This is a genomic window from Bradyrhizobium sp. S3.12.5, assembly GCF_040548225.1.
Classification (GTDB): domain Bacteria; phylum Pseudomonadota; class Alphaproteobacteria; order Rhizobiales; family Xanthobacteraceae; genus Bradyrhizobium; species Bradyrhizobium cytisi.
In genome coordinates, this window is record NZ_JBEPRF010000009.1 from 144,518 (window position 1) to 169,898 (window position 25,381).

Here is a 25,381-nt window from a genome sequence, read left to right on the forward strand (position 1 = left end):
TCAGTTCGTTGATGTTGCCGCGAGCTGCATCGATGCAGCCTCGGCAGCCCGCCAGGCTGCGCAGCGGCCGAGGATCAGCCCGAACACGATGAGGATCGCCGGGAAGCCCACCGGCTGCCCGAGAAACAGGAAGGTCGCAAGCAGCGCGAACACAAGGGCCAAGGCCATCACCTCATGGCGCGCGAAACCTTCATCGAGGCCGGCGCGGATGAGAAAGGCCACCGCGATGCCCAGCACAACCAGATCATACATGAAGAGATAGGGCGTCGTGAGCAGCGTTGCCGCCGCGAGCATCGCCGCCTTCAGCGCGTAGGGCAGCCGGCTCCGCCACATCACGACCAGCACGACGGCAACCGCGGCCGTCAACACCCACTGGAAGATCCATCCGAGCTGCTCGGTGCCGCCGACATAGCGCACCAGCGCGAAGATGCTCTGCATCTTGAACCAGGGTGCCCTTCCTTCGGTCAGGAAGGCCTGCGAGAACATCGGAATCCAGTGGAAGAAGGCCTGCCAGCTTTCGGTCCCGAATGCGAGCCAGGACGCCCCAGCGATCGTCACGGTGACGATGGCGGCGGTGAAAAGCACCGTCCACTCGGCGGCGGCGATCAGCACCAGTGGAAACAGCAGTCCATATTGGGGTTTGTAGCTCAGAAGGCCCAGGCAGATTCCAGCCAGCACCGGTCGCGTCGGCAGCAGATAAAGCATGCCGCCGATCAGGGACGCCGTGAGGAAACCATTCTGCCCGACCAGGATGTTGAGGAAGGCGGCGGGAAATCCAATCGCAAGCACCAGGCCCGCGTTGCGCCCGATGATGGCGCGCATCACGGCGAGATAGGGCACCATGCTGAACGCGGCCCAGCCGATGAAGGCCACCGCATAGGGAAACTGCGCGAGGAGAGAGGCGACGAACAGGAAGGGCGGCGGATAGTGCCAGGCGAAATGGCCGACAAAATCCAGCCTGAGCAGCGCAAGCTCGACCTGCTTCTGGATGTCCCAATCCCAGGCCTGCGCGGGATGGCCCTCGAGCGCCAGTTTTCCGGCCGCCCACACATTGACGAAGTCCGTCGGGATGCCGCGTCCGTCCGCGCCGAAGATCCATACATGCGTGAGATAGGCCGTCGGAAAATACGCCAGCGTGACGATCGCCAGCACGAACGAGATGTTGAGGAGGGTCGCAGGGAGTACGCCGTGACGAGCAACAGCAGGCGGGGCGGACGAGGCTTCGGCCATGCGGCTTCCTTTGACGCAATACGGTGACGCGGATGCGTTCAAGCCATACACCGACGGGCTTGAAGGAGGCTTAAGCCTGATCGTCGAATGCCCGCGCCGATGCTCGGCCAACGCAAAAGAGCCCCGTCGATGACGGGGCTCTTCGCTATTCCGTTGATCGTCCGGCTTACTTGAGGCTGGACGAGATCGAGCCGAACTTGGCGTTCAGCGTGGTGCCGAGGTTGTTGACGACGGTGATGATCGCCAGCGCGATGCCGGCGGCGATCAGGCCGTATTCGATGGCGGTGGCGCCGGATTCGTCCTTCACGAAACGCGAAATGAGGTTCTTCATAGACTGCTCCAAAGGATACACGTGGCTTCAACTGGTCTGGTCTTTTCGGCTTCCCAGCGCCGCCCGACCATGGAACCCAACGTAAGGGCAAAGACTTGCGCCGCAGTTAATTCGACTGCGGAAATACGGAACCGTTTGTATGTATTCGCCGATGGTAAATCGAAATTGAAAACAATCGGTTAAATTGCAGAGACATATACCGGCGCTCTCTCCATTCCCTCCCCGCTTGTGGGCAGGACTATCGCAGATGGGAGCGATTCCGCTGTGACCATCCTTCGAGACGCCCGCCGTTGGCGGGCCCTCAGGATGAGGACCTGAGTGTGCGGCCGTCGTTTTGATGAGCACCGATGCCGCTTAGCCTCATCCTGAGGAGACCGCGAAGCGGTCGTCTCGAAGGACGAGGCGCGCACTCAACTCGTACAAAATGCCATGTGCGTCCAATTCCGCCGATTTACGGGAAGTTATGACCGCCATGGTCAAATGCCGCCCGCTCGGTCGATCCGACAAGAACAAGACGAGGCGGCATGTCCCTATCCTTCACCAACAGCATTGCGGTGCAGAGCCGCGCGCGAGCACTGGTGCCGCTGTGTGTCGGCGCGGGCGCCTATCTCTTCTTCCTCTATATCGGCGACACCCTGCTTCAGGACTCCGACTCGTTCTGGCAGATCAAGATCGGGCAGTGGATCCTCGATCACCACGCCCTGCCCTATACCGACTTCTATTCCTTCACGCGCTCCGGCGAGCCCTGGATCTCGACGTCCTGGCTGTCGCAGATCCTGTTCGCCATCTCCTATGCGCAATGGGACTGGGCCGGGCCGGTGGTCCTTACCGCGCTCGCGATCGCCGCGTCCGCCGCGATCTTCGTCTACCTGCTCGAGGCGCGTCTCGAAATTCCGCGCGCGGTGCTGTTCGCGATGCTGGCCGTGCTGCTGTCGCTGCACCACATCCTGGCGCGGCCGCACATGCTGGCACTGCCGGTGATGATCGCATGGGTCGGCATTCTCATGAATGCGGCCGACCGCAAGGTCACGCCGTCCTGGGTCTGGCTGCCGCTGATGTCGCTGTGGGCCAACCTTCATGGCGGCTTCGTGCTCGGCCTCGCGCTGATCGGCCCGATGGCGATCGAAGCAATCTGGACGCTCGAGTCCGGCAAACAGATACGGCTGCTCACGCGCTGGTTCCTGTTCGGCGTCGCCGCCATGGCCGCTGCCTGCGTCACGCCCTATGGCTGGCGCACGCTGCTGGGGGCGACCAACATCCTCAATCTCGGCGAGCTGCTGTCGGTCATCTCGGAATGGATGCCGGCGAATTTCGCCACCTTCTCCGCCTTCGAAGGCGCGATCCTCGGCCTCATCGCGATCGGCCTGTTTCGCGGCCTCACGCTGTCGCCGCCGCGCATCCTGCTGATCCTGCTCTTCACCTGGATGGGGCTCACCCATGTCAGGAGCATCGAGGCCTTTGCCTTCCTGGTGCCGCTGGTGCTGGCCAAGCCGCTCGGTGAGACATCGCCGCTGCCGCAGATTGACGCGCAAACCAGCGAGAGCTGGGCAGCGCGCTACGTCACCATCACCGGCGCGCTGATGATCGCGGCCGCGGCCTGGACCACGACCTCGATCTACATGTCGCATCACCGCTTCACCTTCACGATGGACCAGACGCCGGTCGCCGCCGTCGATCTGCTCCAGCAACGCAAGGCGCAGCGGATCTTCAACGGCTACCAGTTCGGCGGCTATCTGATCTCGCGCGACATCCCGGTCTTCGTCGACGGCCGCGCCGAACTTTATGGCGAGAAGTTCGTGATGGACTTCTTCAAAGGAGTCGAGGTCAAGAAGCTCGATAACCTGACGCGGCTGCTGGAAGAGTACAAGATCGACGCCACGCTGATGGTCGCCGACAGCCCGGCCGCCCAGGTGCTCGATCATATCATGGGCTGGAAGCGGCTCTATGCCGACAACGTCGCCGTGATCCATGTGCGGGATGGCGTGGGCGATGCGGCCGCGCCGGCCAGGCCATGACCATCGCGGCCAGCGTTCCGATCGCGCGCGCCCAGCGCAATCTGGCGCCGCTGTGCGTCGCGGCCGCGACCTTTCTGCTGCTGCTGCTGAGCGGCGACAGCCTGCTGCACGATCCCGACACGCTCTGGCAGATCAAGGTCGGCGCGTGGATCCTCGACCATCGCGCCGTGCCCTGGACCGACCTCTATTCGTTGACGCGCCAGGGTGATGTCTGGCTCTCGACCTCATGGCTGTCGCAAGTCTTGTTCGCGACCGCCTATTCGCATTGGGGATGGGCCGGGCCCGTCGTGCTGACCGCGGCCGCGATCGCGCTGGCGATGGGATTGCTGCTGACCTTCCTGCAGCGGCATCTCGAGCTGCCCTATGCGCTGGTGTTCTGCCTGCTGGCGATGACGCTGGCCGCGCCGCATCTGCTGGCCCGCCCGCACGTGCTCGCATTGCCGGTCATGGTTGCCTGGACCGGCGGCTTGATGGCTATGGCCGATCGCAGCCGCGCGCCCTCCTTCCTGCTGCTGCCGCTGATGGTCCTGTGGGCCAATCTTCATGGCGGCTTCGTGCTCGGGCTCGCCTTGATTGGCGCGATCGGCCTCGAAGCGCTCTGGCGCGCGGCGCCGCCGCGCCGGCTGGCGCTTGCGATGCGCTGGGCCGCGTTCGGGCTCGGCGCCCTGGTGGCGAGCTGCTGCACGCCCTATGGCCTCGACACGCTGCTCGGTGCCGCCCGCATCCTCAGCCTCGGCAAATCCTTCTCCATCATCGCCGAATGGCGTCCGGCCGATTTCAGCTCGTTCAGCCCGTTCGCGGGCGCGCTGCTCGGCCTGCTCGGGCTCGGCCTCATACGCGGCCTGACCCTATCGCCGCCGCGCGTGCTGCTGATCCTCGGCGCCACCTGGATGGCGCTGGCGCATGTCCGCAGCATCGAGACCTTTGGCGTGCTGGTGCCTCTGGTGCTGGCGCAGCCGCTGAGCGGCTGGATCAGGCCCGCGTCGGACGCACCGCGCGGCTTGCGGATGGCTCCCGGCGCCCCGGCGGCGCTGGCCGCGGTGGCCATCGTGCTCGCGACCGCAAGCGCGACCGCGACCTTTGCGGCGCGTCACACCTTCGAATTCTCCACGGCGCAGACGCCGGTTGCGGCAGTCGATTTGCTGGCTGAGCGCAAGGCCGCGCGCATCTTCAACTCCTATGGTTTTGGCGGCTACCTCATCGTCCGCGACATCAGGCCTTTCGTCGACGGACGGTCGGAGCTATATGGCGAAAAATTCCTGATGGACTATTTCGCCGCCGAAGATGGCCGCAACGTCTCCGGCCTGCTGCGGATGCTCGACGACAACGGGATCGACGCAACGCTGCTGACGCCGGATTCGCCGGCGGCCCAGATTCTGGATCACATCAAGGGCTGGAAGCGGGTGTATGGCGACAAGATCGCGGTTGTCCATGTGCGCGACGATACGGAAGGCGCAGCCGCTGTGCCATCGAAGTGAAGACACAGCAGCTCCAGGAGAGCCGGTCATTCATCTTCGATCACGAAAACAGAAAGGTCCCGATCAGCAGGCCCGCCGCGAACGCGAGAAGCCCCAAGGTGGAGGCTGAAACGATGCGGATGAGGATGCGAACCTGCTCCTCGTACTCCTGTTCTGCGGTCTTGTGGGACTGAGCCGCCATTACAACTGCCCTGCCATCGCCCAGATCGGGCGAATGTACGCGCGAGATTATGGCCAACGCGAGGCAATTTTGGCCCCGTCGCGATGCCCTGTTCGTGATGTGGCCGGCATTTGTTCTACGGGGCGTATGGTTGAAGCCTCCTTTGAGGTTCGTTCGGCGGACGCTTATCGGACTGAATTTGCTCAGTTTATGTTTTCGCGTTTTGATTCAAGCTGTCATGAAGCCGCGCGACCAGCTAGAGGTGCCGGAAGGCCAAATCGCAGAACTGCTCGCACTATGAGCTTGGGCTTGCAAGCCCGCTGAGCGGCCGGTTCAACTCGTAGAGGTGATAGATGAGCGCTGCAGGTGTATTCGGCGGCGCATGTCCCGCATAGACCTCTCGCGCCGTCCAGCCCACACCTCGAAGGCCCTCAACGAAATGGAATCTCTCGTCCCAATCCTGTAGCACCAGCAGATATTGCGGCTGGAATGCTTCCGCGATCTGTGCGACCGCTCTGGAGCGTTGCAGACCGACGCTCGGGTAAGTCGTTCGCTTGTGAAAGTCCATTGCGGCAGGCGTCTTGAGTCCCACCAAATCGACCAGCGCAGCATGACCGGCGTAGGCGACGTAGCCGGCGTCGTGAACCATGACCATTGGCCGATCCGGCAAATTTGCATTCATCCATCTCACCACATCGGCAAGGCTTTCCCGGAAGCCGACGATATGGGTTCTGTAGTCCTCGAGTTGCGCCACAAATCCCTGCGGCAGGAACAAGATCGAAATCGCGACCATGCAAAGCGTTTGCTTGCGAAACGCCGAGGTGAGGCCACACGCAGTGCCAAACAGTACGAGCGGCGCCAGAACAAACAGATAGCGTCCGCCATTGTGCACCAGGCCACTCGGAAATCTCCAGAAATAGGCACCAAGAAAGACGGCAACAAAGAGCGCAAGCATACGTCCAACCGCAACCGGTCGCATGAAGCGGAGACACAGGAAGAGAGGAAAGCTCATCAGGGCGCCTTGAGAAACTGCTGAAAGCATCAACAAGGATTTGTCCGACCAAGCCAGGTAGCGTTCGGCGAAAAAGAACATCTTCGCGCTGATGGTGTTGGGCACCAATGAGCCGGTATCGATCCAATACCAGAGCAGGAAGGGCAGAGAAGTCAGGGCTGCGACCGCCGCGGCGGCAATTTTGAAGCCGTTGGCAGCATCCTTTTCCCAGAACACGATGAGCATTGACGCAGCCGACAGCAAGCTGAGTTCCGGCCGAACAAACGGCATGACGCCGCATAGGGCCGGAAGCCAGAAGGTGCGCCTTTTGTCCGTAAGCAGTTTGATGTCCCACGCCACCGCGGCCATTGCCAGTCCGGTGTCCATCCCATTCAGGACTTGAAACAACGTACCGGCGAACACGAGGCTACCCAAGGCAATCAGCGCCGCTTCCAGCCGAGGACATCCGATGTTGAGGCACATATAGAATACGCCGAGCACATAGGTGACCGCACTGAGCGAGCTGAGCACATACAGCGCGGCAGTATCGGGATGCACCAGTTGCTCGAAAACCAGAAGCAGTGCGAGATGCGCGCCGCTCGTCGCCCCGACAAGAGCCGGCACTCCCTCATAATTCTGGTCTCGGCCAAGACGCAGAACCTGAGCGTTGTGCAGGTTGATGAAGGCATCGTCTGTCGGAAATGCCGCGCCTCCGTTCACGTAGTAGACGATCGCAAAGATGGCGATTGTGATGAGCGCGCAGGCTCCAGCATCGGTCCAGCGGCTCCTCAGTTCGCTCGTCATATGTCAGGCGATCCCGTTACCCTCTGTGGACTACAATCTAAGGTAAAACATTTTGTTAATACACCAATCGCTCCTCGGGTGATGAGCCCGCAAATCGGGGATCTAAGTTAGTGATGGAAGGCTGGGAGCGGCCGCGAAGTGAGACATCGTAGGGTGGGCAAAGCGACAGCGTGCCCACCACTTCTATCGCGATGCCGAGAGATGGTGGGCACGGCACAAGCGCGCCTTTGCCCACCCTACGAGGCGGCGCCAAGTTATTCGAGCTCATCAGCAGCGCGCGTCCCTCGCGTGTCCCGGACGCGCTGCAACGCTCTTGGCGTTGCTGCGCAGAGCCGGGACCCAGAAGGCCACGCGAACCGCTGCGGTATGGGCCCCGGCTCTGCAGCGCACCGTCAAAGAGGCGCTGCGCTGCGTCCGGGGCACGAGACCCGCCCAACAAAAAACGCGGCGTTTCCGCCGCGTTTTTCAATTCGATCTGCTGCTTGCGTCAGGCCTGCGGCTGCGGCTCCAGGCCGGGATCCGGATCGGGCCGCGGGCGCGGCTTGCCGGCCGGGGGCACGGCGGAGGCGCGCGGCGTGGCCGGCTCGAGCACGGACTCGCGGTTCGGCTTCTTGCCCTTGAGCAGGTCGATGATCTCATCGCCGCTCAGCGTCTCGAACTCGAGCAGGCCCTTGGCGAGCGCCTCGAGGTCACCGTGCTTCTCGGTGAGGATGCGGGTCGCTTCCTTGTAGCCTTCCTCGACCAGGCGGCGGATCTCGGAGTCGATCTTCTGGACCGTCGCCTCGGAGGCATTCTGCGTCCGCGACACCGACATGCCCAGGAACACCTCGTCCTGGTTCTCGCCGTAGGAGACGGTGCCGAGCTCTTCCGACAGGCCCCAGCGCGTCACCATCATGCGGGCAAGGCGGGTGGCCTGCTCGATGTCGGAGGCCGCACCGGACGTCACCTTCTCGCGGCCGAAGATCAGCTCTTCGGCGACGCGGCCGCCCATCATGATGGCGAGGCGCGAGGTCATCTGCTCCAAAGACATCGACAGCTTGTCGCGCTCGGGGAGCTGCATGACCATGCCGAGTGCACGGCCGCGCGGGATGATGGTCGCCTTGTGGATCGGATCGGTCGCGGGCACGTTGAGGCCGACGATGGCGTGGCCGCCTTCGTGATAGGCCGTCAGCAGCTTCTCTTCCTCGGTCATGACGAGCGACTTGCGCTCGGCGCCCATCATCACCTTGTCCTTGGCTTCCTCGAACTCGGCCTGGGTCACCATGCGCTTGTTGCGGCGCGCAGCGGTGAGGGCGGCTTCGTTGACGAGGTTCATCAGGTCGGCGCCGGAGAAACCGGGTGTGCCGCGCGCGATGGTCTTGAGGTTGATATCCGGCGCCAGCGGCACCTTGCGGACGTGAACCTTGAGGATCTGCTCTCGGCCGACGACGTCGGGATTCGGCACCACGACCTGGCGGTCGAAGCGGCCGGGACGCAGCAGCGCGGGATCGAGCACGTCGGGACGGTTGGTCGCGGCGATCAGGATCACGCCCTCGTTCGCCTCGAAGCCGTCCATCTCGACCAGCAGCTGGTTCAGCGTCTGCTCGCGCTCGTCATTGCCGCCGCCGAGACCGGCGCCGCGGTGACGACCGACCGCGTCGATTTCGTCGATGAAGATGATGCAGGGCGCGTTCTTCTTGGCCTGCTCGAACATGTCGCGGACACGGCTGGCGCCGACGCCGACGAACATCTCGACGAAGTCAGAACCGGAGATGGTGAAGAATGGCACGTTGGCTTCGCCCGCGACCGCGCGCGCGATCAGGGTCTTGCCGGTGCCGGGAGGGCCGACCAGCAGCACGCCGCGCGGAATGCGGCCGCCGAGGCGCTGGAATTTGCCGGGGTCGCGCAGGAATTCGACGATCTCCTGCAGGTCCTGCTTGGCCTCATCGACGCCGGCGACGTCCTCGAAGGTGACGCGGCCATGGGCCTCGGTCAGCATCTTCGCACGCGACTTGCCAAAGCCCATCGCCTTGCCGGCGCCGCCCTGCATCTGCCGCGACAGGAAGATCCAGACGCCGATCAGCGCAATGAACGGGAGCCAGGAGACCAGCAGCGAGACGAACCACGGCACGTTGTCGCCGGGCGGCTTCGCGGTGATCTGGACCTTGCTGTCGTACAGGCGCTTCACCAGCGTCGGGTCGTTCGGCGCATAGGTCTGGAAGCTGGAGCCGTTGGTGAAGGTGCCGTGGATGTCGGGACCCTGGATCACGACGTCGCGGACCCGGCCCTGGTCAACCTCGCTCAACAGCTGCGAGAAGGCGATGTCCTGCGAGGAGGCCCGCTGGCCCGGATTCTGGAAGAGCGTGAACAACGCCAACAGCAGCAAAACAATGATGACCCAGAGGGCGAAATTGCGCAGATTGGCGTTCATCGATCTTCCTTCGTGGTCGCGCGGATCGCGGCCTCATCCTTGGGCAGACTAGAGAAAATCCCCAAGGAATCCTCTCGGTTGGACGTATACAATTTAGGTGCCGCCCCCGTCGCTGCCAAGGGAACGAGATGGGACTATTTATCCCATCTTAGGCCGATTCCCGCTGAAATAATGGCGTCGAGGCCGGGGTTTTTCCTGCCTGGTTAAGGTGTCCTGACGGCGGGCGGTCGAAACGGCCGGTGTCATGATCCGCTCTTGTGCGCCCCTCTGCGCCGCCGGACCGGCGCCGGCGCGACGTGGATACGCCCTCCGGCAAGGCTGATCAAGGCTCCCGCCAGCGTCTGCTTCAGGATGGGACGGCCATTTCTGGATGCACGGGCGCCCACTGCAACGGCCTGATCAAGCGCGGCCAAGAGAGTTTCGACCTTGCCGAGTTCCGCCGGGCCCTCATGCCCGAGCGCGTCGATAGCCCGCAGCAGGAGCCGCAGCCGGACTTCTTCGGGCAGGGTGGCGAAGGCCGCAGCCTCGAAGCTGCGAACGCCCGGCTGTGGCGCATCGCCGCGATCCCGCAAACGGAGGAAGCGCTCGGCGCCGTCGGCCAGCACCTCGACTGCCGCGTTCGCCCGGGCGAGCCGCGCCGAAAGACGGACCAGCGTGCGGGCGTCGCCGCCCTCGGCTGCGAGCTGCGGCAGCAGCGCCCGCAGCCGCGGCCGCGTGAAGGCCGCGTCGCGGTTGGTGGGATCGTCCGCAAAGCCGATCCTGGCCCGCTTCAGCGTCGCGATGAGCTGCGATTTCGGCACGTCGAGCAGCGGGCGCGCCAACACGAGGCCGTCGCGCGTCGAAAGGCGCGCCATCGCCGACAGCCCGGCGATGCCGCTGCCGCGGAGCAGCCGCATCAACAGGGTCTCGGCCTGATCGTCGCGGGTGTGGGCGGTCAGCACGTGGCTCGCGCCGGCCGAGCGCGCGGCCTGCGCGAGCAGGCGGTAGCGGGCTTCGCGCGCGGCGGCCGGCAATCCCGTTGTCGGCTTTGCACCGCGCCAGCGCAGGGTCCGGTGCGTCAATCCGAGCTCAGAGGCGAGCCGCTTGACCTCGCGCGCCTCGCGCGCCGCCTCTGCCCGCAAGCCATGATCGACGGTGACGACGGCGAGCTCCGGGCCGCGCGCGAGGCTGCGCCGCCAGCGCGCGGCGAGCCACATCAGCGCGATCGAGTCGGGCCCGCCGGAGACCGCGAGCACCAGTGCGGGCGCAGCTTTCAGCTCGGCGAAGAGCCGCTTCGCCGCGCGTGCGGAGATCGGAGAATTGTCGTCGTCGGACATGACACTGCCTGGCAATCGTCAGACCGTTTAGCGCAGCACGATCCACCTTGTCAGCGTGTGGTGCGGCGCCTCAGCACTTCACCCGCTTCTGCTCGCGATCGACGGCGGCTTTGACACCGGCGGAGGCGCGCGGATATTTGCGGCCGACCTCGCCGAAGGCGGCGCAGGCGGCTTCCTTCTCCTTCAGCGCGGCGAGCGACTGGCCGAGCCGCAGCAGCGCATCCGGCGCCTTGGCCGATTTGTCGTACTTGGTGGTGACAGCGAGGAAGGCTTCGGCGGAATCGCGATATTGCTGGCGCTGGAAATAGCTTTCGCCGAGCCAGTATTGCGCGTCGCCGAGCAGCGGGTCACCAGGATATTTCGCCGCAAAATTCTTCATGGTCTGCTCGGCGAGCGCATAGTCCTTGCGCTGCATGTAGCCGATGCCGAGGTCGAACTCGTCGCGCGGCGTCGCCGAGGGCGGCAGTGTCGCGAGCCCGGTGCCGCCGGCTTGCGGCGGGTAACCCTGTTGCGCCGGTGGAGAGCCGGGCTGGGCCGGTGCCGCTGCCTGCGGATAGCGCCCGCCGTTGTTGGAGAGATCGAGCGGCGCCCCCGCCGGCATCGGCTGCTGACCGCCACCGAGCGCGCGCGGCGCGCCGGGCGCATTCGGTGTCTGGCTCGGGTCGAACGCATCACCACGGCGGCGCATGCCGGGCGCGCCGGGGCCCGGCTGCTCCTGAACGATCGGCGCGGGAGCCGCGATCTGCGGCTGCTCGTAATTCGGCTGCGCGGCCTGCTGCTGCTGCGGAGGCTGCTGGCGATAGCCAGGGGCAACCTGGGCCGGCGGCACCGCCGCGGCGTTGGGCTGTGCCGGCGCCTGTCCGGGCGCGCCCTGCGCGCCGCCCTCGAGCGCCCGCAGCCGGTCTTCGAGCTGGCGGTTGCGATATTGCAGCTCTTCGTTCTGGCCGGTGAGCTGGCGCAGCTGGTTCTCCAGCCGCTCGATCCGCATCTCGGGGTCGCCGTCGTCCGACTGGGCGAATACGGGCGAGCACAAAGAGAGCAGCGCGGCGATCGCCACGGTGCCGTTAATTGCCTTGAATTTGGATGACATCTTGCCCTGACGACGAAAACAAAATCTGCGACGGAACATGCGACGCGCCACACTTTGAAAGGCAGTACGCCAAAAATGTGACTGGCACCACGGGGTTTCTGTCACAGATCGCTGAAACGAAACCGGCGCCCGAGAGGGCGCCGGCATATTCGGTTTCCAAAGATGAACGGCTGCTGACTGAGTGTCAGGAGCTCGCATTCAGCACGGTCACGGCGCGACGGTTCTGCGACCAGCAGGAGATGTCGTTACACACGGCCACCGGGCGCTCCTTGCCGTAGGAGATCGTGCGCATGCGGTTGGCATCGATGCCGCGCGAGGCGAGGAACGAGCGCACCGACTGGGCACGGCGGGCGCCGAGCGCGATGTTGTATTCGCGGGTGCCGCGCTCGTCGGCGTGACCTTCGATGGTGAAGGAGTAGCGCGGATAGGTCTGCAGCCACTGCGCCTGCTTCTCCAGCGTCACGATCGCCTGCGGGGTCAGATCGGTCTGGTCGCTCTCGAAGAACACGCGGTCGCCCACGTTCACGACGAAGTCCTGCTGGCTGCCCGGCGTCGCCGCGCTCGCATTCGCGTCCATACCCACGTTCTTGTTGGCGCAGGCGCCCATTGACAGAGCGATGGCAAGCACCGCGGCCAGCTTCAATCCCTGGAGGATACGCATAGGATATTTCATTCCGGAGCCTCCACGCTCACGTTCGTCCACTGCTGTCCGGTCTACAGGGGGTTGGTTAAGCGAACGTTCCGTCAACCTTGACGGAACCTTGCCTCAGCCGGTCAAATGCCCCCAACCAGCGAAAAGCACCCATTGTGGTTAATGGGTTGTAAATGTGGCGCGAGGGTGAAGGCAAGCGGCGTTAGCCGGCAAAATCCCCGGCTCTGCTGGAATTTTGGGCGCGGGGACTCCGGCGGGAACCGGCGTGGCCCGATCAGGCCACGGTAATGGCCGGAACGAGCACCGGCCGGGACACGGCCTGGGTCTGGGCGGCACGGTCGAACAGCATCCTTCGCTCAAAGGCGCTCGAGCGCATGATGGGAAAGCGGGTCAGGACCCGCTCCCGGAGTTTTGCAAAATCGGAGGCCATCAGGACCACCTTCCTCGAATGCCAGCCGGGGAACGGACGCGGCTCGGTGAGGGTCTCATGCAGGAAGATCCGGCGATAAAACGCCTGGTGGTCAGTACGCACCATCGCCAGTCCGAGATCGGCATTGAAATGATCGCAGGCGAGATAGGCCAGCCGCAGCGTCAGATAAGGGAGCTCGTGAAACCGCTGGCTCGTGTCCGGATCTGCCGCAAAACGCGCGGGATCGACGAAAACTTCGCCTCGATCGAGGCGAGAGTTGAGAACATCGCCGAACAATTCCGTGGTGTAGGACATCCGCCGTTCTGACGTCAGGACGTGAAGGCGCAGAGAACTGCAGAGTTCTCCGTCGAGATAGATCCCGAAGATCCAGGCGTTGGGTGCATCGTCGTAAGTGTCGATGATCCGTTGAGATGCCGATGGTGAGATCAGTCCGCCGTGCAGATACGCCCTGTAGCGCATCGCGTAGACGGCATCACGGTCCTCGGGAGTTTCGATGAGGCGATAGTCGAGGCGGTCGAACAACCCCGCCCCTCGCATTTCGAGCGGCGCGCGCGGCTCGGCTCCTGACTTCATCTCATACTCCCGCCCACTCAGGGCAACTTCCGCGAGTGTGGACGAGATTAATGACTCCTTAACCGAATTGCAAAGGGTTCGAACCGTTAGGGTTAAGGATCATCGCCCGCAAAACCTCGGGAAAATACAGGGAAACATGGAGGAAATGGCGAGGGCCGGGAGTGCGACGCTAGCCGAACGACCGCGAGGAGATCGAGACGATCTGAGCGTCTCCGATGCGGCGACCATGCGAGGCGTCGAGCAATTGACGGATCCGGACGGCCGGAACGGGCCGGCTGAACAGGTAGCCCTGCCCTTCGGAGACTGTGCCGTCGGCGCTCACGAGCTCGAGCTGCTCGTTGGTCTCGATGCCCTCGACGACGACCGCCATGCCGAGATCGGCCGACAGCCGCGCCACGCCGCGGAGCAGCGTCAGCGGGCGGTCGGTGTCGATGCCCTCGAGGAAGGAGCGGTCGATCTTGACCTTCTGCATCGGGAAGTTGTGCAGGTAGCTGAGGCTCGAATAGCCGGTGCCGAAATCGTCCAGCGAGATGCGCACGCCGAGCGCGTGCAGCTGCGACAGGATATCATGGGTGAGCTGGGTATTGCGCAGCAGCGAGGATTCGGTGATCTCGATCTCGAGGCGGTGCGCGGGCAGGCCCGAGACTTCGAGCGCGTAGCGGATCTCGCTCAGCACGTCGCGCTGGTGGAATTGCTGCGGCGAGAAGTTGACGGCGACGCTGACGCCATCCGGCCACTTCATGCATTCCATGCAGGCGCGGCGCAAGATCCAGCGACCGAGATCGACGATCAGGCCCATGTCCTCGGCGACCGGGATGATGTCGACCGGCGAGACCGTGCCGCGCACCGGATGATTCCAGCGCAGCAGCGCTTCGCAGGTGGAGATCTTGCCGGTCTTCAGATTGACCAGCGGCTGGTAGAACAGCTCGAACTCCTCGTTGGCGAGCGCCTTGCGCAGGTCGAGCTCGAGGATGCGCCGGGCCTCGACGGTGGCCGCCATCTCGTCGCGGAAGAAGCAGAACGTGCCGCGGCCGTCGGCCTTGGCGCGGTAGAGCGCCATGTCGGCGTTCTTCAAAAGCGTGTCGGCGCTGACACCCTCCGGCGAGGTCAGCGCGATGCCGACGCTGGCGCCGATCTCGACCAGATGATTGTCGATGCGGTAGCGCTCGCTCAGCCGTTCGACGATGCGGCGGGCAAGGCTGGCGGCATCCTCGGCCGCATTGATGTTCTGCTGGAACACGACGAACTCGTCGCCACCGAAGCGGGCGACGAAATCCTCCGGCCGCAGCATCTCGCGCAGCCGGTTGGCCACCGCGCAGAGCAGCTGGTCGCCGCAGGGATGACCGAGCGTATCGTTGACCTGCTTGAACTGGTCGAGGTCCACGAACAGCAGCGCGGAGAGCCGGTCGGAATGACGCGAGGCCGCCAGCAAGGAATCGATCTCGTTGCGGAAATGGACGCGGTTGGGGAGCGCGGTCAATTCGTCGTAACGGGCAAGATGGGTGATCTTGGCCTCGGCATTGCACCGCTCGGTCACGTCTTCGAGCAGCAGCACTGCGCCGCCGTCGGCCATCGGCTGGACCGTCCAGGACAATGACCGATTTCTCTCCGCGTCCGGATCGACGGTCACGATCTCGTTCGCGTGCGAATTCTCGATCTCGGTGACGATCATCTCGCCGCTCGCGGCCGAGATCGAGCCCGAGCTGACGCACGCGGCCAGGATATCACGCGCGCTGATGCCGTTCCGGGCGAGATCGCTGGGGAGGTCCAGCATCTCGCTGAACCGGTGATTCATCACCGCGAGCTGCCTGTCGACGCGGAACATGCACAGACCGTGCGGCATGTTGTTCAGGGCGGTATCGAACTGGCCCGCAAGCGCCGCTTCGCGCTCCCGAGCCACGACCGCGCGCATGAATATTCTGTGCAGATTGGCCGAGAGCTGCATGATCGCCAGCAGGAATGCGGCGCTCACGAGGGCCATGGCGATGTAGTAGGGCGTACCGTGCGACGCGAGCGCGATGACGGCGGGACCGAACATCAGGCCGGCCTGCAGATGGTATATCGACGGCCGTCCGTAGGCTCGTCCAGCGCCTCCTCCGACGATCCCGGTGGTGATGGAGAGGGCGATCATGTGGACGACGGCGTCGTCAGTGCTCACCAAAGCGAGCCCGCACCACGTTCCAATCGCACCGGCCTGGATCAGCGCGCCGATCAGATAGCGCCTTTGCCAGAGCACGGCTTCTTCGGCAGTCAGGGTGGCTTTGCGCGGCAGGAAGCGTCGCAGATCGAACAACCGGAGAGCTCCGGCCAGGATGATCAGTGCCACCGTCGCCCAGGTCAGGTTTTGTCCGGTCCTCAGCGCCGTGATGGCGGCCCCGATGGCGACGAAGACGATACCCGCAAGCAGCGGACCGGGCGCTTCGAACAGGGAATCATTCAGCGCCGCCGACACCGGGGGCGCCGTCTGTCCTCGATCGGATTTTCCGGTCTGGTTTGCGAACTGCATTTTGGTTTTGTACGCGCGTCCTGTTTGACGGGTACTTTTACCCAGACCAGATGAAGCCTTTCTGAGGGAACATCGTTAAAGTCGAGTTGTTTTTCGGCAATAGCGAAGCTGTTTCTGCTGGAATATCAAGCAACTAGGCAAGCCTTGCCGGGCTCAAGGTGAATGAAAGCTTGCCGGGCACGCAGAAACCCGAAAAATCGGCGCTTCTTTTCGAAAAACATCGCGCGTTGCGGGACGCGCGCGGTCTATTGACCTGCGGTCGCGGACAGCAGCGGCGACCAGGCCGGATCGGAGGCGAAGCCCGGCGTCGGCACCTTCAACTCGTTGCGGCCGGAGATGTCGACGGAGAACAGCGACGGACCGCCATTGCCGCCGGGATCGCGGAAGAACATCAGCACGCGGCCGTTCGGCGAGAAGGTCGGGCCCTCATTGTGATAGCCGGAGGTGAGGAGCCGCTCGCCGGAGCCGTCCGGCTTCATGACGCCGATCGAGAACTGCCCGCCGCCCTGCCTGGTGAAGGCGATGTAATCGCCGCGCGGCGACCATACCGGCGTCGAGTAGGTGGCGTTGTTGTCGTCCTTGGAGAAGGAGATGCGCTGCGCCTGTCCGCCGCCTGCCGCCATCACATAGATCTGCGACCTGCCGCCGCGATCGGACTCGAAGCAGATGCGAGTGCCGTCAGGCGAGTAGGACGGAGACGTGTCGATCGCCGGCGTGTCGGTGAGGCGCGTGGTTGAGCGCGAGCGCAAATCCATCACGAACAGGTTGGAATTGCCGCCCTGCTGCAGGCTCATAATGACGCGCTGGCCGTCCGGCGAGAATCTTGGGGCAAAGGTCATGCCCGGGAAATTGCCGACGATCTCGCGCTGGCCGGTCTCGATGTTGAACAGATAGACCTTCGGATCGCCCTGGCCGAACTCCATATAGGTGATCTCTTGCGAGTTCGGCGAGAAGCGCGGCGTCAGCACGAGGTCGGCGCCACGTGTCAGATAGCGCACATTGGCGCCGTCCTGGTCCATCATCGCGAGCCGCTTGACGCGGCGCTCCTTCGGCCCGGACTCGTCGACGAACACGACGCGGCTGTCGAAATAGCCTTTCTCACCGGTCATCTGCTCGTAGATCTGGTCGGAGATGATGTGGGCGATCCGGCGCCAATATTCCGGCGAGGTGAAATATTGCTGGCCGGCGAGCTGCTGGCCGGTGACCACGTCCCACAGGCGGAATTCGGCCTTGAGCCGGCCGTCCGGCTGCCGCGTCATGCGGCCGGTGACGAGGGCCTGCGCGTTGAGGGTCTTCCAGTTCTGGAATTGCGGCGCGACGTCGATGTTGCTGATGCGCTCGATGAAGGCGGCCTGGTCGATCGGGGCGAACAGGCCGGAGCGCTTCAGATTGTTGGTGATGACCTGCGTGACGCCGTTGCTGACATCGCCGTCGGCGGGCGAGCCCGCCACGAAACCGGTGATCGCGATCGGGATCGGACGAAACTCCGTGGGATCGATGCGGAGCCGTCCCTGCGAAGCTTGGGCGAAGGCACGTCCGCCCCCGAGCATTGCGAGCCCCGATCCGGTCAGGGTCATGAAGCGGCGGCGGTTGATCGGTCGGACGTCATTCATCGGAAAATTCTTTTGTTCGGATATCACAGCGTATCGTTGAGGGTGAAAGTCGTCTCGATCTTCTTCCAGGTTTCGTATTGCTGCTTCGGCAAGAACGAATAGACCTGACACTGCACGATGGCACGCTTCGCGCTTTCGGCAATGGCCTGGGCAATCGACCGCGACGGTCCCCTCACCGCAACGATGATCGGCTCTGACGCCAGCGTTCCGTCGATCTTCATGGGAATGTCGATATCAGCCGCATACTGATCTGCGTCCTGCCCGTTGTACGTGGAGTTGAAGCAACGTCTGACCGCCGTCATGAACGCGCCCCGCCAGGTCGCGACGTTGTTGTTGGCGGTTCCGGTTGTCGACCCAAGGGAAGCCGACGCGTTCAGCGCTGTCCCCGTGAGCTCGTGCCGCGTCGAATCGCGCTTGTCGAGGTCGCGAGCAATCTGTGCAGGATCGAACGTGCGTTCCTTGGGCTTTGGCTGCTGCTGCGGCTGCACGGCCGCGACCTTGGGCTGCGGCGGCTTGGGCGGCGGCTTTTTTGTCTCCAGTTTCTTCTGGAGCTCGGCGATCGGATCTTCCTTGGCCGGATCAGGCTTCTTTTCTTCCGGCTTCGGCTCTTCCTTCGGTTTGGCCTCGGCAACGGGTTTCGGCGGCTCGGGCTTCTTCTCGACCGGCTTCTCGACGGGTTTTGGCGGCGGCTCCGGCATCGAATTGGTCTTGATCAGCTCTTTCTTCTCGGTGACCTTGCCGACGGCGTCTTCCTCGGGCTTGGCCTCGGCGATCTTCTCGACCTTGGGCTTCGGCTCTTCCTTCTTGCCGGTCTTCTGCCCGTTGGTGATTTGCGCCAGCTGATCGCTAGAGATGATGTCGATCGGAAGCGACTCTTCCGCCGGTGCGAAAGCGCTGCTGCTAAAGGTAATTAACCCCCATCCAAACACGAGGACGTGGAGGGCAATCGACGCAACGAGTGTCTTGTCGACGTTCACCTTCACCGGCTTAGGACCCCTGATCCGCCTCGGTGACGAGCGCCAGCTTCTTGAAGCCCGCGCCCGACAACAAGCCCATCACCCTCGCCACCGTGCCGTAATCCGCCTTCTTGTCGGCACGCAGGTAGATGCGTTCCTCGAGCCCGCCGCGCGCGTCCGTGATCGCCTTCAGCTTCGGGATCAGATCGGTCAGCGCCACCTCGGCGTCGTTGATGAACACCTTGCCCTTGATGTCGACCGACATCTGCAGCGGCTTCTGGTCGTTCTGGTCGAGGCTCTTGGCCTGGGTCTGCGGCAGGTCGAGCGGCACGCCCACGGTCAAGAGCGGCGCCGACACCATGAAGATGATGAGCAGCACCAGCATCACGTCGACCATCGGCGTGACGTTGATCTCGGCCATGACCGGCTTGCGCCGGCCGCGGCGTCCGCCGCCTCCGGACGAACTGGCTACGTTCATGCCCATGGCTTGGTGCCCAATCTCGCCTTCACACTATACATACCGTCCGTCAGCCCCGCTCGTCGATCTGACGCGACAGAATGGCCGAAAATTCATCAGCGAAGCCCTCGAGCCGCTGGGCCTGCCGGTTCACCTCGGAGGTGAACTTATTGTAGAAAATAGTGGCAGGAATGGCGGCGATAAGGCCGACCGCGGTCGCAAACAGCGCCTCCGCGATGCCGGGCGCCACCACCGCCAGAGAGGTATTTTTCGACGCCGCGATCGACTGGAAGCTCGACATGATGCCCCAGACCGTGCCGAACAGGCCGACGAAGGGGCCGGCGGAGCCGACGGTCGCGAGCACGAGGAGCCGGCGTTCCAGCCGTTCCACCTCACGGGCGATCGAGACGTTCATGACCTTGTCGATGCGCATCTGCAGACCCGCGACCGAGCGGGCGTGGCTTTCGAAAGAGCGCTTCCATTCGCGCATCGCGGCGACGAAACAGGCCGCCATGGAATGGGTCGGCTTGGCCGAGAGCGTGCGATAAAGCTCCTCGATCGACTCGCCGGACCAGAACGCCTGCTCGAACCGGTCCATCGAACGCCGGGTGCGCGCGTAAAGAAAGATCTTGTCGATCGCGATGGCCCAGACCCAGACCGAGCAGGACAGCAGGCCCAGCATGACGCATTTCACGATCCAGTGAGCCTGCCAGAACAGCGCGATCAGCGACACGTCGGCGGAGGCGGCAACCGGAAGGGCGGACTGAGCCACGTCGGCCGGATTCATCAGCAGTATCCTCTCAAGGCGATCGTTACCTATGCCCCGGTGAGCCGAATGGCGGCCGGTTCCCCAACAGCCGCGCTAGCACCGGCGCGGCCGGCAAGCCCGTTCAAAGCCTTGTCTTTCTGGGGTGCAGGGGCTTGTCCAAAGCCGTCGCCTGCATTCCCCGCCAAGATGTCAAAACTAAGGGCCTCGACTAAGCCTTTGGGCGCGACTTACCGGCTTTTACCTGACCCCGACGATGGTTAATGCGGAGTTACCGGGACCGCATTTGGCTGCGAGAAAGGTAGGCAATGCAGCGGTTTGGCAAGCTGCGGGCGCGGCGGTTGCTCACACCACGGCTTGGAGGAACCAGCTCTCGCCCCGGTGGATTATCCGGACGTTCATTTTTGGCGAGGTTTTGCCATGACCATCAACCCCAAGACGACCGCCGCCATCGGCGAGCACCCGCTCCACCCCATGCTCATCCCGTTTCCTGTGGCCTTCCTGGTCGCCGCGCCCATCGCGGACCTGGCCTTCATTGGAACCGGCGACGGCTTCTGGGCCAGGGCCGCAATGTGGCTGATCGGCGCCGGTATCGTCATGGCGCTGGCTGCCGCCGTCGCCGGCTTTACCGACTTCTTGAGCGATTCCCGCATTCGCAACCTCAACGATGCCTGGTACCACATGGCCGGCAATCTCACCGCGGTCGTGCTGGCCCTGATCAATTTCTATCTCCGCTACGCGCAAGGCGCCGAGGCCGCGATCAAGCCGTGGGGCGTGGTGCTCTCGCTGATCGTCGTCGGTATCCTCCTGTTCACGGGATGGAAGGGCTGGGAGATGGTCTACCGGCATCACGTTGCCGTCGTGGACGCCCCGGGCCAGACCAGTTCGGAGCCGGTCACGCCGCACCATGGCGGCGAGAGCCATCGGCGCGCGGCTTGAGCGAGCGGGACGTCAACGGCAGAACCGCAAGCCCGGTCCCTCACCACTTCTCCTTCGAGGTCCGGACGTCGAGCTCGAACGACCAGGCCCGCTCGGGCTGGCAGTAGAGGAATTCGAAGGCATCGACGATGCCCGCGATGCTGATCAGGCTGTCCTCGCGGCCTGCGGCGTCGGGAAAGCGCGAGAAGATCTTGTCGCCGGCGATCGCGCCGTCGACCACGACATGGCCGACATGGATGCCGTCGGGCGCATATTCCTTGGCCATGGCCTGCGCCAGCGTGCGCACGCCTGCCTTGGCCGAGTTGAACGCGCCGTAGCCGGAGCGTCCGCGCAGCGAGGCGCTGGCGCCGGTGAAGAGCAATGTGCCGGTCTTCTTCGGCACCATGCGGCGCACCGCTTCGCGGCCGAACAGGAAGCCGCCGAAACAAACCACGCGCCAGGCATTCTCGAAATAACCGGCGTCCATCTCGATGATCTTTCCCGGCGTATTGTTGCCGGCGTTGTAGATCGCGAGGTCGAGGTCTTCGCCGGCGGCATCGAACAAGGCAGTGATGTCGCTCTCTTTGGTCGCGTCCGCGACGACAGGCGTGGCCACACCGCCGGCCTTTGCGATGTCGTCCACGACCGCCTGCAACGCCGACGGCGTCCGGCCCGCGACGATCACCCTGAGCCCCTCGGCAGCAAAACGCTTGCAGAGCTGGGCGCCGAGGCCGCGGTCCGGTCCGACGCCGATCACGATTGCTGTCTTCATTGCACGCTCCGACGATTGAACGCTGATGAGGAGGTGACTGGCTCAGGCTGGGGTGAATGGCTCACGCCGCAGAAGCAGGGTCGGGACAGTTCGTCGCACGCTGCGCCTGGTCGCGTATCGTCTGCCAGAGACTGTTGTTGGTCGCCGTCGCAGCCGCCATCATCGCCGCCTCCGGTACTTTACGTACAGATCGAATATAGGCCGTGGGCAAGCCGCGCGCCACGCCACGTCAGCGGAACTGTCGCTATCCGAGCACCATGCCGCAGGTCCCCGTGAGGCTACGTGCTTGCAAGCCAGGCATCCGGGACCATATAATCGTTGAATTGTCGGCCGACGCAGCTTTGGCCGGGGGATGTTGACGCAAAAGCATCTCTTTTCGAGACCCCGCGGTGGTCAGCCATCCGCGGGTTTTTCGTACCCGGCGGCCCTCGCTGCCGACACGAGACCCCTCACCCAAGGTCACGCCTAGACATGTCGCCCAACGCGCCCGCCGACGACCAACACGACGACATCATGTATCCCTCCGCCGTGCCGTTCCTGCTGGTCCATCTCGGCTGCATTGCGGCCATCTGGTCAGGCGTCACCTGGCAGGCTCTCGCGATCTGCGGCTCGCTGTACGTCGTGCGGATGTTTGGAATTGGCGCAGGTTACCACCGCTATTTCTCGCACAAGGCCTTTGCGACCGGCCGGGTGTTTCAGTTCATCCTGGCCTGGCTTGCGCAAAGCACCGCGCAGAAGAGCGTGTTGTGGTGGGCGGCCAAGCATCGGCACCATCATCTGCATTCCGATACTGAGCACGATGTGCATTCACCGCGTCAGCGCGGGTTCCTGTACAGCCATCTCGGCTGGATCTTTGACCGGCGGCACGACACGACCGACCTGGTGAAAGTCGGCGATCTCGCGGTCTATCCGGAGCTGATGTGGCTGCACCGGCTTGAGCTTCTGCCGGCCGTTGCGCTTGCGGTGCTCTGCTTCCTGGTTGCGGGCTGGTCGGGTCTGGTCGTCGGTTTCGTGTGGAGCACGGTGCTGGTCTATCACGCGACCTTCTGCATCAATTCCCTCGCGCATGTGCATGGACGCAAGCGCTACGTGACGGGCGACGATTCCCGCAACAACTGGCTGCTGGCGCTGCTTACCTTGGGCGAGGGCTGGCACAACAATCACCACGCCTACCAGAGCAGCGTGCGACAAGGCTTTCGCTGGTGGGAAATCGACGTGACCTATTACGTCCTGAAGGTGCTGTCCTGGTTCGGAATCGTCTGGAACATGAAGACGCCACCCGAGCTGGTGCTGCGCAACGAGCAGCCGCTTGGCGCACGTGTCATCAATCGTGCGGCCCGCGAGCTTGCCGGGCGGTTCGATGCGCACGCTCTCGCGCACGCGATCTCGTCCGCGCTACAGCGGGCCGAACTGGCCGCGTTGCAACTGCCGACGCTGCAGGACATCCTCGATCGTGCGCATGACGGCGTCGATGCGCTGACACACCTGCATCTGCCGAGGATTCCGACCCGCGACGAGTTTCTCGCTGAAGCCAAGGCGATGTTCGCGCGGACCCGATCACTCAACGAGATCGTCGACCACGCCTACGAGCACTTCCTGACGTCGGTCCGCGCGCAGCTCGTGACAGTGCGCTGAAGCTCGCGGGCCGCGTGGGGAAGGGGTTCTATGGCGCCGCGCGGTCCTGAGCGTGGCTGTGGACGACACCGCAGACCTGGCGGCCGCAGGTGCGGAGATGACAGTCGGGATCGACGGCACAGCTGCCATAAACGAAGCTGATATAGCCGAGCACCGCGAAGGCGGTCACGCCGAGCAATAGGCGGGTGGTGAAGTCCATAAGCGCCATCCAGACATCAGCAGCGCGCCTCAATGAGACGGCGCGCGCAAGTCTTAGTGCCGGATGAAGGGATCCAGGTTCTAGCCGGCTGTTAAAACCAAACCGCCCGGCTGCGGGATGCGCAGGCGGGCGGCTCGGGCCATCAGGACTTTGGGGGCATGCGCCTGAAGGCTTTGAGAGGTGTCGGCCCCGGGCTTAGCCTTGCGGCTGGTCGGTCGGCGGCGGCGGGGTCGGACGCGTCTTGTGCTGGGCCATGAACTGGTCGAACTCTTCCTTGTCCTTGGCGTGGCGCAGACGATCGAGGAAGTTCTTGAATTCGACCTGCTCCTCCTCGAGCCGCTGCAGCGTCTCGGTGCGGTATTCGTCGAAGGCGCGGTTGCCGGAGGACGGCGGGCCGAAGCCGAAGCCGAAACCACGGCGCTCCATGCGGCCGCGCATGCGGTCCATCTTGTACTGCATCCGCTCCATCTTGTTCTGCCAGCGATCCTGGTTGCTCCAGCACGACATTCTTCTGCTCCCGAGTGTGAAAAAGAGAAGGGCGAGTCCGATCGGCCACCAGATGATGAAGCCGAGGATGGTCACGGCAATCCAGCCGGGATGCCATGGCGTATCGAGCATGTGGGGCCGCTCATACTGTTGCTGTTGGTCCGAGGGGCCGCGCCAGCGATTGACATCAGCGGTGTAGGCCATTTCCCTTCTCCATCACGGCATCTGCCGTTGTGAATGTAAATAACATTTACATAGCTAGACCATCCCGCGATTTTGTCAAGCCGGCGGCCCGACAGGTCCGCGGAATTATTTGCGCAACTTTATTTCGGCTTGCCCCAAGGACCAGCTGGAGCACCGCCGGGCGGCACGCCAGAACCGGAGGATGCCTCCGGCGGGACCGGCGGCGGCTCTGCGCTTTTCGCCTGCGGCCGGCGGTCGGTCGGGAAGCCGAGGCCGCGCAGATAGATCAGCAACTCGGCTTCGAGCAGCTCATCCGGGGACATCGGCAGTTTTCGGCGCGCGGCATCGCCACGCGAGAACAGCGAGGCCACGCCATGCGCCATCGACCAGATGTGCAGCGCCATCATCATCGCCGGCGGACGCGGCGTGCCGGGCGGGGCGAGCGCCGCCAGCCGCTCCGCGGCAGCGCGAATAACGTTAAAAGCGCGCTCGCTTGCGGCCTGCAGCGCTGCATTGGCATCGACCGGCAGGCCGGATTCGAACATTGCGTTGTAGAAAGCCGGCTCCTCGCGGGCGAAGGCGAGATAGGCCCGGCCGACCCGCTCGAACGCGGTGACGGTGTCGGGGCGCCCGTCGTCCCAGGCTGCCGTGAGACGCGATTCGAACTGCTCAAAACCGCGCTGGGCGATCGAGGACAGCAGCTCGTCGCGGTCGCGAAAATGCCGGTAAGGCGCGGCAGCACTGACGCCGGCCATGCGCGCGGCATCGGCGAAGGTGAAGCCGGCCGCGCCCTTCTCGGCGATCAGCCCGAGGGCAGCCTGCAACAGGGCTTCCTTCAGATTGCCGTGGTGATAGCCGCGCTCGGCGCGGCCCTGCTCCTTGCGCCAGCTCATGTGAACGACCTTTACATGAGCCGGCGGTCAAGGTCACTAGCGGCGATGGGGCGTGATCAACCCGTACTTCCACGGTCAGGCCCGGGCCGATGCGGCAGCATCGCGCCCGGACACGACGTTCTCGGACCTACATCTGCGGGAGGGCCAGCACGGGCATGACCTCGACGGCCTCGCCGGGAAAGATCGCGAAGTGCGGATGGTTCTCGAACAGTTTTGCAGCGGCCTCCTGCGAGGCAGCCCGCACCACCGTGAAACCGGTCAGCGCATTGCTGACCTCGGTGATGCCGCTCGCATCGATCTTGCGGGTCTTGCCGAGCGGACCGCCGATCTCGGCGATGACGTCCTTGTGCTTCTCGACCCAGCCATGCCAGGCGGCCATGCCCTCGCGCTCCCTGGCCTTCCGTTCGGCCTCGGGAAGCGCGTTCCAGGCCGCCATTTTCGACCCGCTCATGCTGCCGAGATAGACGGCGAGGAATTTGTGTTCGGCGCTCATCGGTTCTCTCCCTTGTTGATGAAT

23 protein-coding genes are annotated in these 25,381 nt (G+C 64.0%); 4 read left to right on the forward strand and 19 right to left on the reverse strand.

Annotated features, from left to right (window positions below):
- Both ABIC09_RS15095 and ABIC09_RS15100 read right to left on the reverse strand, forming a co-directional pair.
- Window positions 1-1,230 carry a glycosyltransferase family 87 protein gene (locus ABIC09_RS15095; protein ID WP_354109739.1) on the reverse strand — a complete coding sequence of 410 codons (1,230 nt, stop codon included), beginning with the start codon at window positions 1,228-1,230 and terminating at the stop codon, window positions 1-3.
- 166 nt (window positions 1,231-1,396) lie between these two features.
- The gene (locus ABIC09_RS15100) at window positions 1,397-1,561 is read right to left on the reverse strand and encodes a Flp family type IVb pilin (RefSeq protein WP_148753994.1); all 165 of its coding nucleotides are present in this window, start codon (window positions 1,559-1,561) and stop codon (window positions 1,397-1,399) included.
- Between the two features lie 524 nt (window positions 1,562-2,085).
- Between ABIC09_RS15100 and ABIC09_RS15105 the strand changes: the two genes are divergently transcribed.
- Both ABIC09_RS15105 and ABIC09_RS15110 read left to right on the forward strand, forming a co-directional pair.
- Window positions 2,086-3,576, forward strand: coding sequence for a hypothetical protein (locus tag ABIC09_RS15105; protein ID WP_354109740.1), 1,491 nt, complete (start codon window positions 2,086-2,088; stop codon window positions 3,574-3,576).
- Window positions 3,573-5,054, forward strand: coding sequence for a hypothetical protein (locus ABIC09_RS15110; protein WP_354109741.1), 1,482 nt, complete (start codon window positions 3,573-3,575; stop codon window positions 5,052-5,054). Before ABIC09_RS15105 ends, ABIC09_RS15110 begins: the two co-directional genes overlap by 4 nt.
- 40 nt (window positions 5,055-5,094) lie before the next feature.
- Here ABIC09_RS15110 and ABIC09_RS15115 read toward each other — a convergent pair whose 3' ends face one another.
- From ABIC09_RS15115 to tolQ, 12 genes are all read right to left on the reverse strand, one after another.
- Entirely contained in the window at window positions 5,095-5,235 is a 141-nt protein-coding gene (locus tag ABIC09_RS15115) for a hypothetical protein (protein WP_187435172.1), read from the reverse strand.
- A 274-nt stretch (window positions 5,236-5,509) separates the two neighbouring features.
- Complete coding sequence (locus tag ABIC09_RS15120) at window positions 5,510-7,009, reverse strand: DUF8728 domain-containing protein (RefSeq protein WP_354109742.1); 1,500 nt, start codon at window positions 7,007-7,009, stop codon at window positions 5,510-5,512.
- Between the two features lie 487 nt (window positions 7,010-7,496).
- A complete protein-coding gene (ftsH, locus tag ABIC09_RS15125; RefSeq protein ID WP_148753998.1) occupies window positions 7,497-9,419 on the reverse strand; it encodes an ATP-dependent zinc metalloprotease FtsH in 1,923 nt (640 codons plus the stop codon).
- Between the two features lie 242 nt (window positions 9,420-9,661).
- A complete protein-coding gene (tilS, locus tag ABIC09_RS15130; RefSeq protein WP_354109743.1) occupies window positions 9,662-10,735 on the reverse strand; it encodes a tRNA lysidine(34) synthetase TilS in 1,074 nt (357 codons plus the stop codon).
- 70 nt (window positions 10,736-10,805) lie between these two features.
- Window positions 10,806-11,825 (reverse strand): tol-pal system protein YbgF, encoded by a 1,020-nt coding sequence (ybgF, locus tag ABIC09_RS15135; RefSeq protein ID WP_354109744.1) that lies wholly within the window; start codon window positions 11,823-11,825, stop codon window positions 10,806-10,808.
- A 184-nt stretch (window positions 11,826-12,009) separates the two neighbouring features.
- Window positions 12,010-12,498, reverse strand: coding sequence for a peptidoglycan-associated lipoprotein Pal (pal, locus tag ABIC09_RS15140; RefSeq protein ID WP_148754001.1), 489 nt, complete (start codon window positions 12,496-12,498; stop codon window positions 12,010-12,012).
- 253 nt (window positions 12,499-12,751) lie between these two features.
- Window positions 12,752-13,480, reverse strand: coding sequence for an N-acyl amino acid synthase FeeM domain-containing protein (locus ABIC09_RS15145; RefSeq protein WP_148754002.1), 729 nt, complete (start codon window positions 13,478-13,480; stop codon window positions 12,752-12,754).
- Window positions 13,481-13,649: 169 nt separating this feature from the next.
- Complete coding sequence (locus tag ABIC09_RS15150) at window positions 13,650-15,986, reverse strand: putative bifunctional diguanylate cyclase/phosphodiesterase (RefSeq protein WP_148754003.1); 2,337 nt, start codon at window positions 15,984-15,986, stop codon at window positions 13,650-13,652.
- Between the two features lie 245 nt (window positions 15,987-16,231).
- Window positions 16,232-17,599, reverse strand: coding sequence for a Tol-Pal system beta propeller repeat protein TolB (tolB, locus tag ABIC09_RS15155; RefSeq protein ID WP_354109745.1), 1,368 nt, complete (start codon window positions 17,597-17,599; stop codon window positions 16,232-16,234).
- Window positions 17,600-17,622: 23 nt separating this feature from the next.
- Window positions 17,623-18,582 (reverse strand): cell envelope integrity protein TolA, encoded by a 960-nt coding sequence (gene tolA, locus ABIC09_RS15160; protein ID WP_354109746.1) that lies wholly within the window; start codon window positions 18,580-18,582, stop codon window positions 17,623-17,625.
- Window positions 18,583-18,586: 4 nt separating this feature from the next.
- On the reverse strand, window positions 18,587-19,039 hold the full coding sequence (gene tolR / locus ABIC09_RS15165) for a protein TolR (protein WP_148754006.1): 453 nt from the start codon (window positions 19,037-19,039) through the stop codon (window positions 18,587-18,589).
- A gap of 43 nt (window positions 19,040-19,082) precedes the next feature.
- Window positions 19,083-19,799 (reverse strand): protein TolQ, encoded by a 717-nt coding sequence (tolQ, locus tag ABIC09_RS15170; protein ID WP_027532430.1) that lies wholly within the window; start codon window positions 19,797-19,799, stop codon window positions 19,083-19,085.
- 399 nt (window positions 19,800-20,198) lie between these two features.
- On the opposite strand from tolQ, the gene ABIC09_RS15175 reads away from it, so the two are divergent.
- Window positions 20,199-20,717, forward strand: coding sequence for a DUF2231 domain-containing protein (locus ABIC09_RS15175; RefSeq protein WP_354032308.1), 519 nt, complete (start codon window positions 20,199-20,201; stop codon window positions 20,715-20,717).
- A gap of 40 nt (window positions 20,718-20,757) precedes the next feature.
- On the opposite strand, the gene ABIC09_RS15180 is transcribed toward ABIC09_RS15175, so the two are convergent.
- Window positions 20,758-21,468, reverse strand: coding sequence for an SDR family NAD(P)-dependent oxidoreductase (locus ABIC09_RS15180; protein WP_354109747.1), 711 nt, complete (start codon window positions 21,466-21,468; stop codon window positions 20,758-20,760).
- A gap of 471 nt (window positions 21,469-21,939) precedes the next feature.
- Here ABIC09_RS15180 and ABIC09_RS15185 point away from each other — a divergent pair, with 471 nt between their 5' ends.
- Complete coding sequence (locus ABIC09_RS15185; protein WP_354109748.1) at window positions 21,940-23,103, forward strand: acyl-CoA desaturase; 1,164 nt, start codon at window positions 21,940-21,942, stop codon at window positions 23,101-23,103.
- Window positions 23,104-23,131: 28 nt separating this feature from the next.
- Here ABIC09_RS15185 and ABIC09_RS15190 read toward each other — a convergent pair whose 3' ends face one another.
- The 4 genes from ABIC09_RS15190 to ABIC09_RS15205 all read right to left on the reverse strand — a co-directional run bounded on the left by ABIC09_RS15190 (window position 23,132) and on the right by ABIC09_RS15205 (window position 25,357).
- Window positions 23,132-23,311, reverse strand: a complete 180-nt coding sequence (locus ABIC09_RS15190) for a hypothetical protein (RefSeq protein ID WP_354109749.1) — start codon at window positions 23,309-23,311, stop codon at window positions 23,132-23,134.
- A gap of 186 nt (window positions 23,312-23,497) precedes the next feature.
- A complete protein-coding gene (locus ABIC09_RS15195) occupies window positions 23,498-23,992 on the reverse strand; it encodes a DUF2852 domain-containing protein (RefSeq protein WP_148754010.1) in 495 nt (164 codons plus the stop codon).
- Window positions 23,993-24,111: 119 nt separating this feature from the next.
- Window positions 24,112-24,864, reverse strand: a complete 753-nt coding sequence (locus ABIC09_RS15200; protein WP_354109750.1) for a TetR/AcrR family transcriptional regulator — start codon at window positions 24,862-24,864, stop codon at window positions 24,112-24,114.
- 127 nt (window positions 24,865-24,991) lie between these two features.
- Window positions 24,992-25,357, reverse strand: coding sequence for a hypothetical protein (locus ABIC09_RS15205; RefSeq protein ID WP_354109751.1), 366 nt, complete (start codon window positions 25,355-25,357; stop codon window positions 24,992-24,994).
- Between the last annotated feature and the right edge of the window lie 24 nt (window positions 25,358-25,381).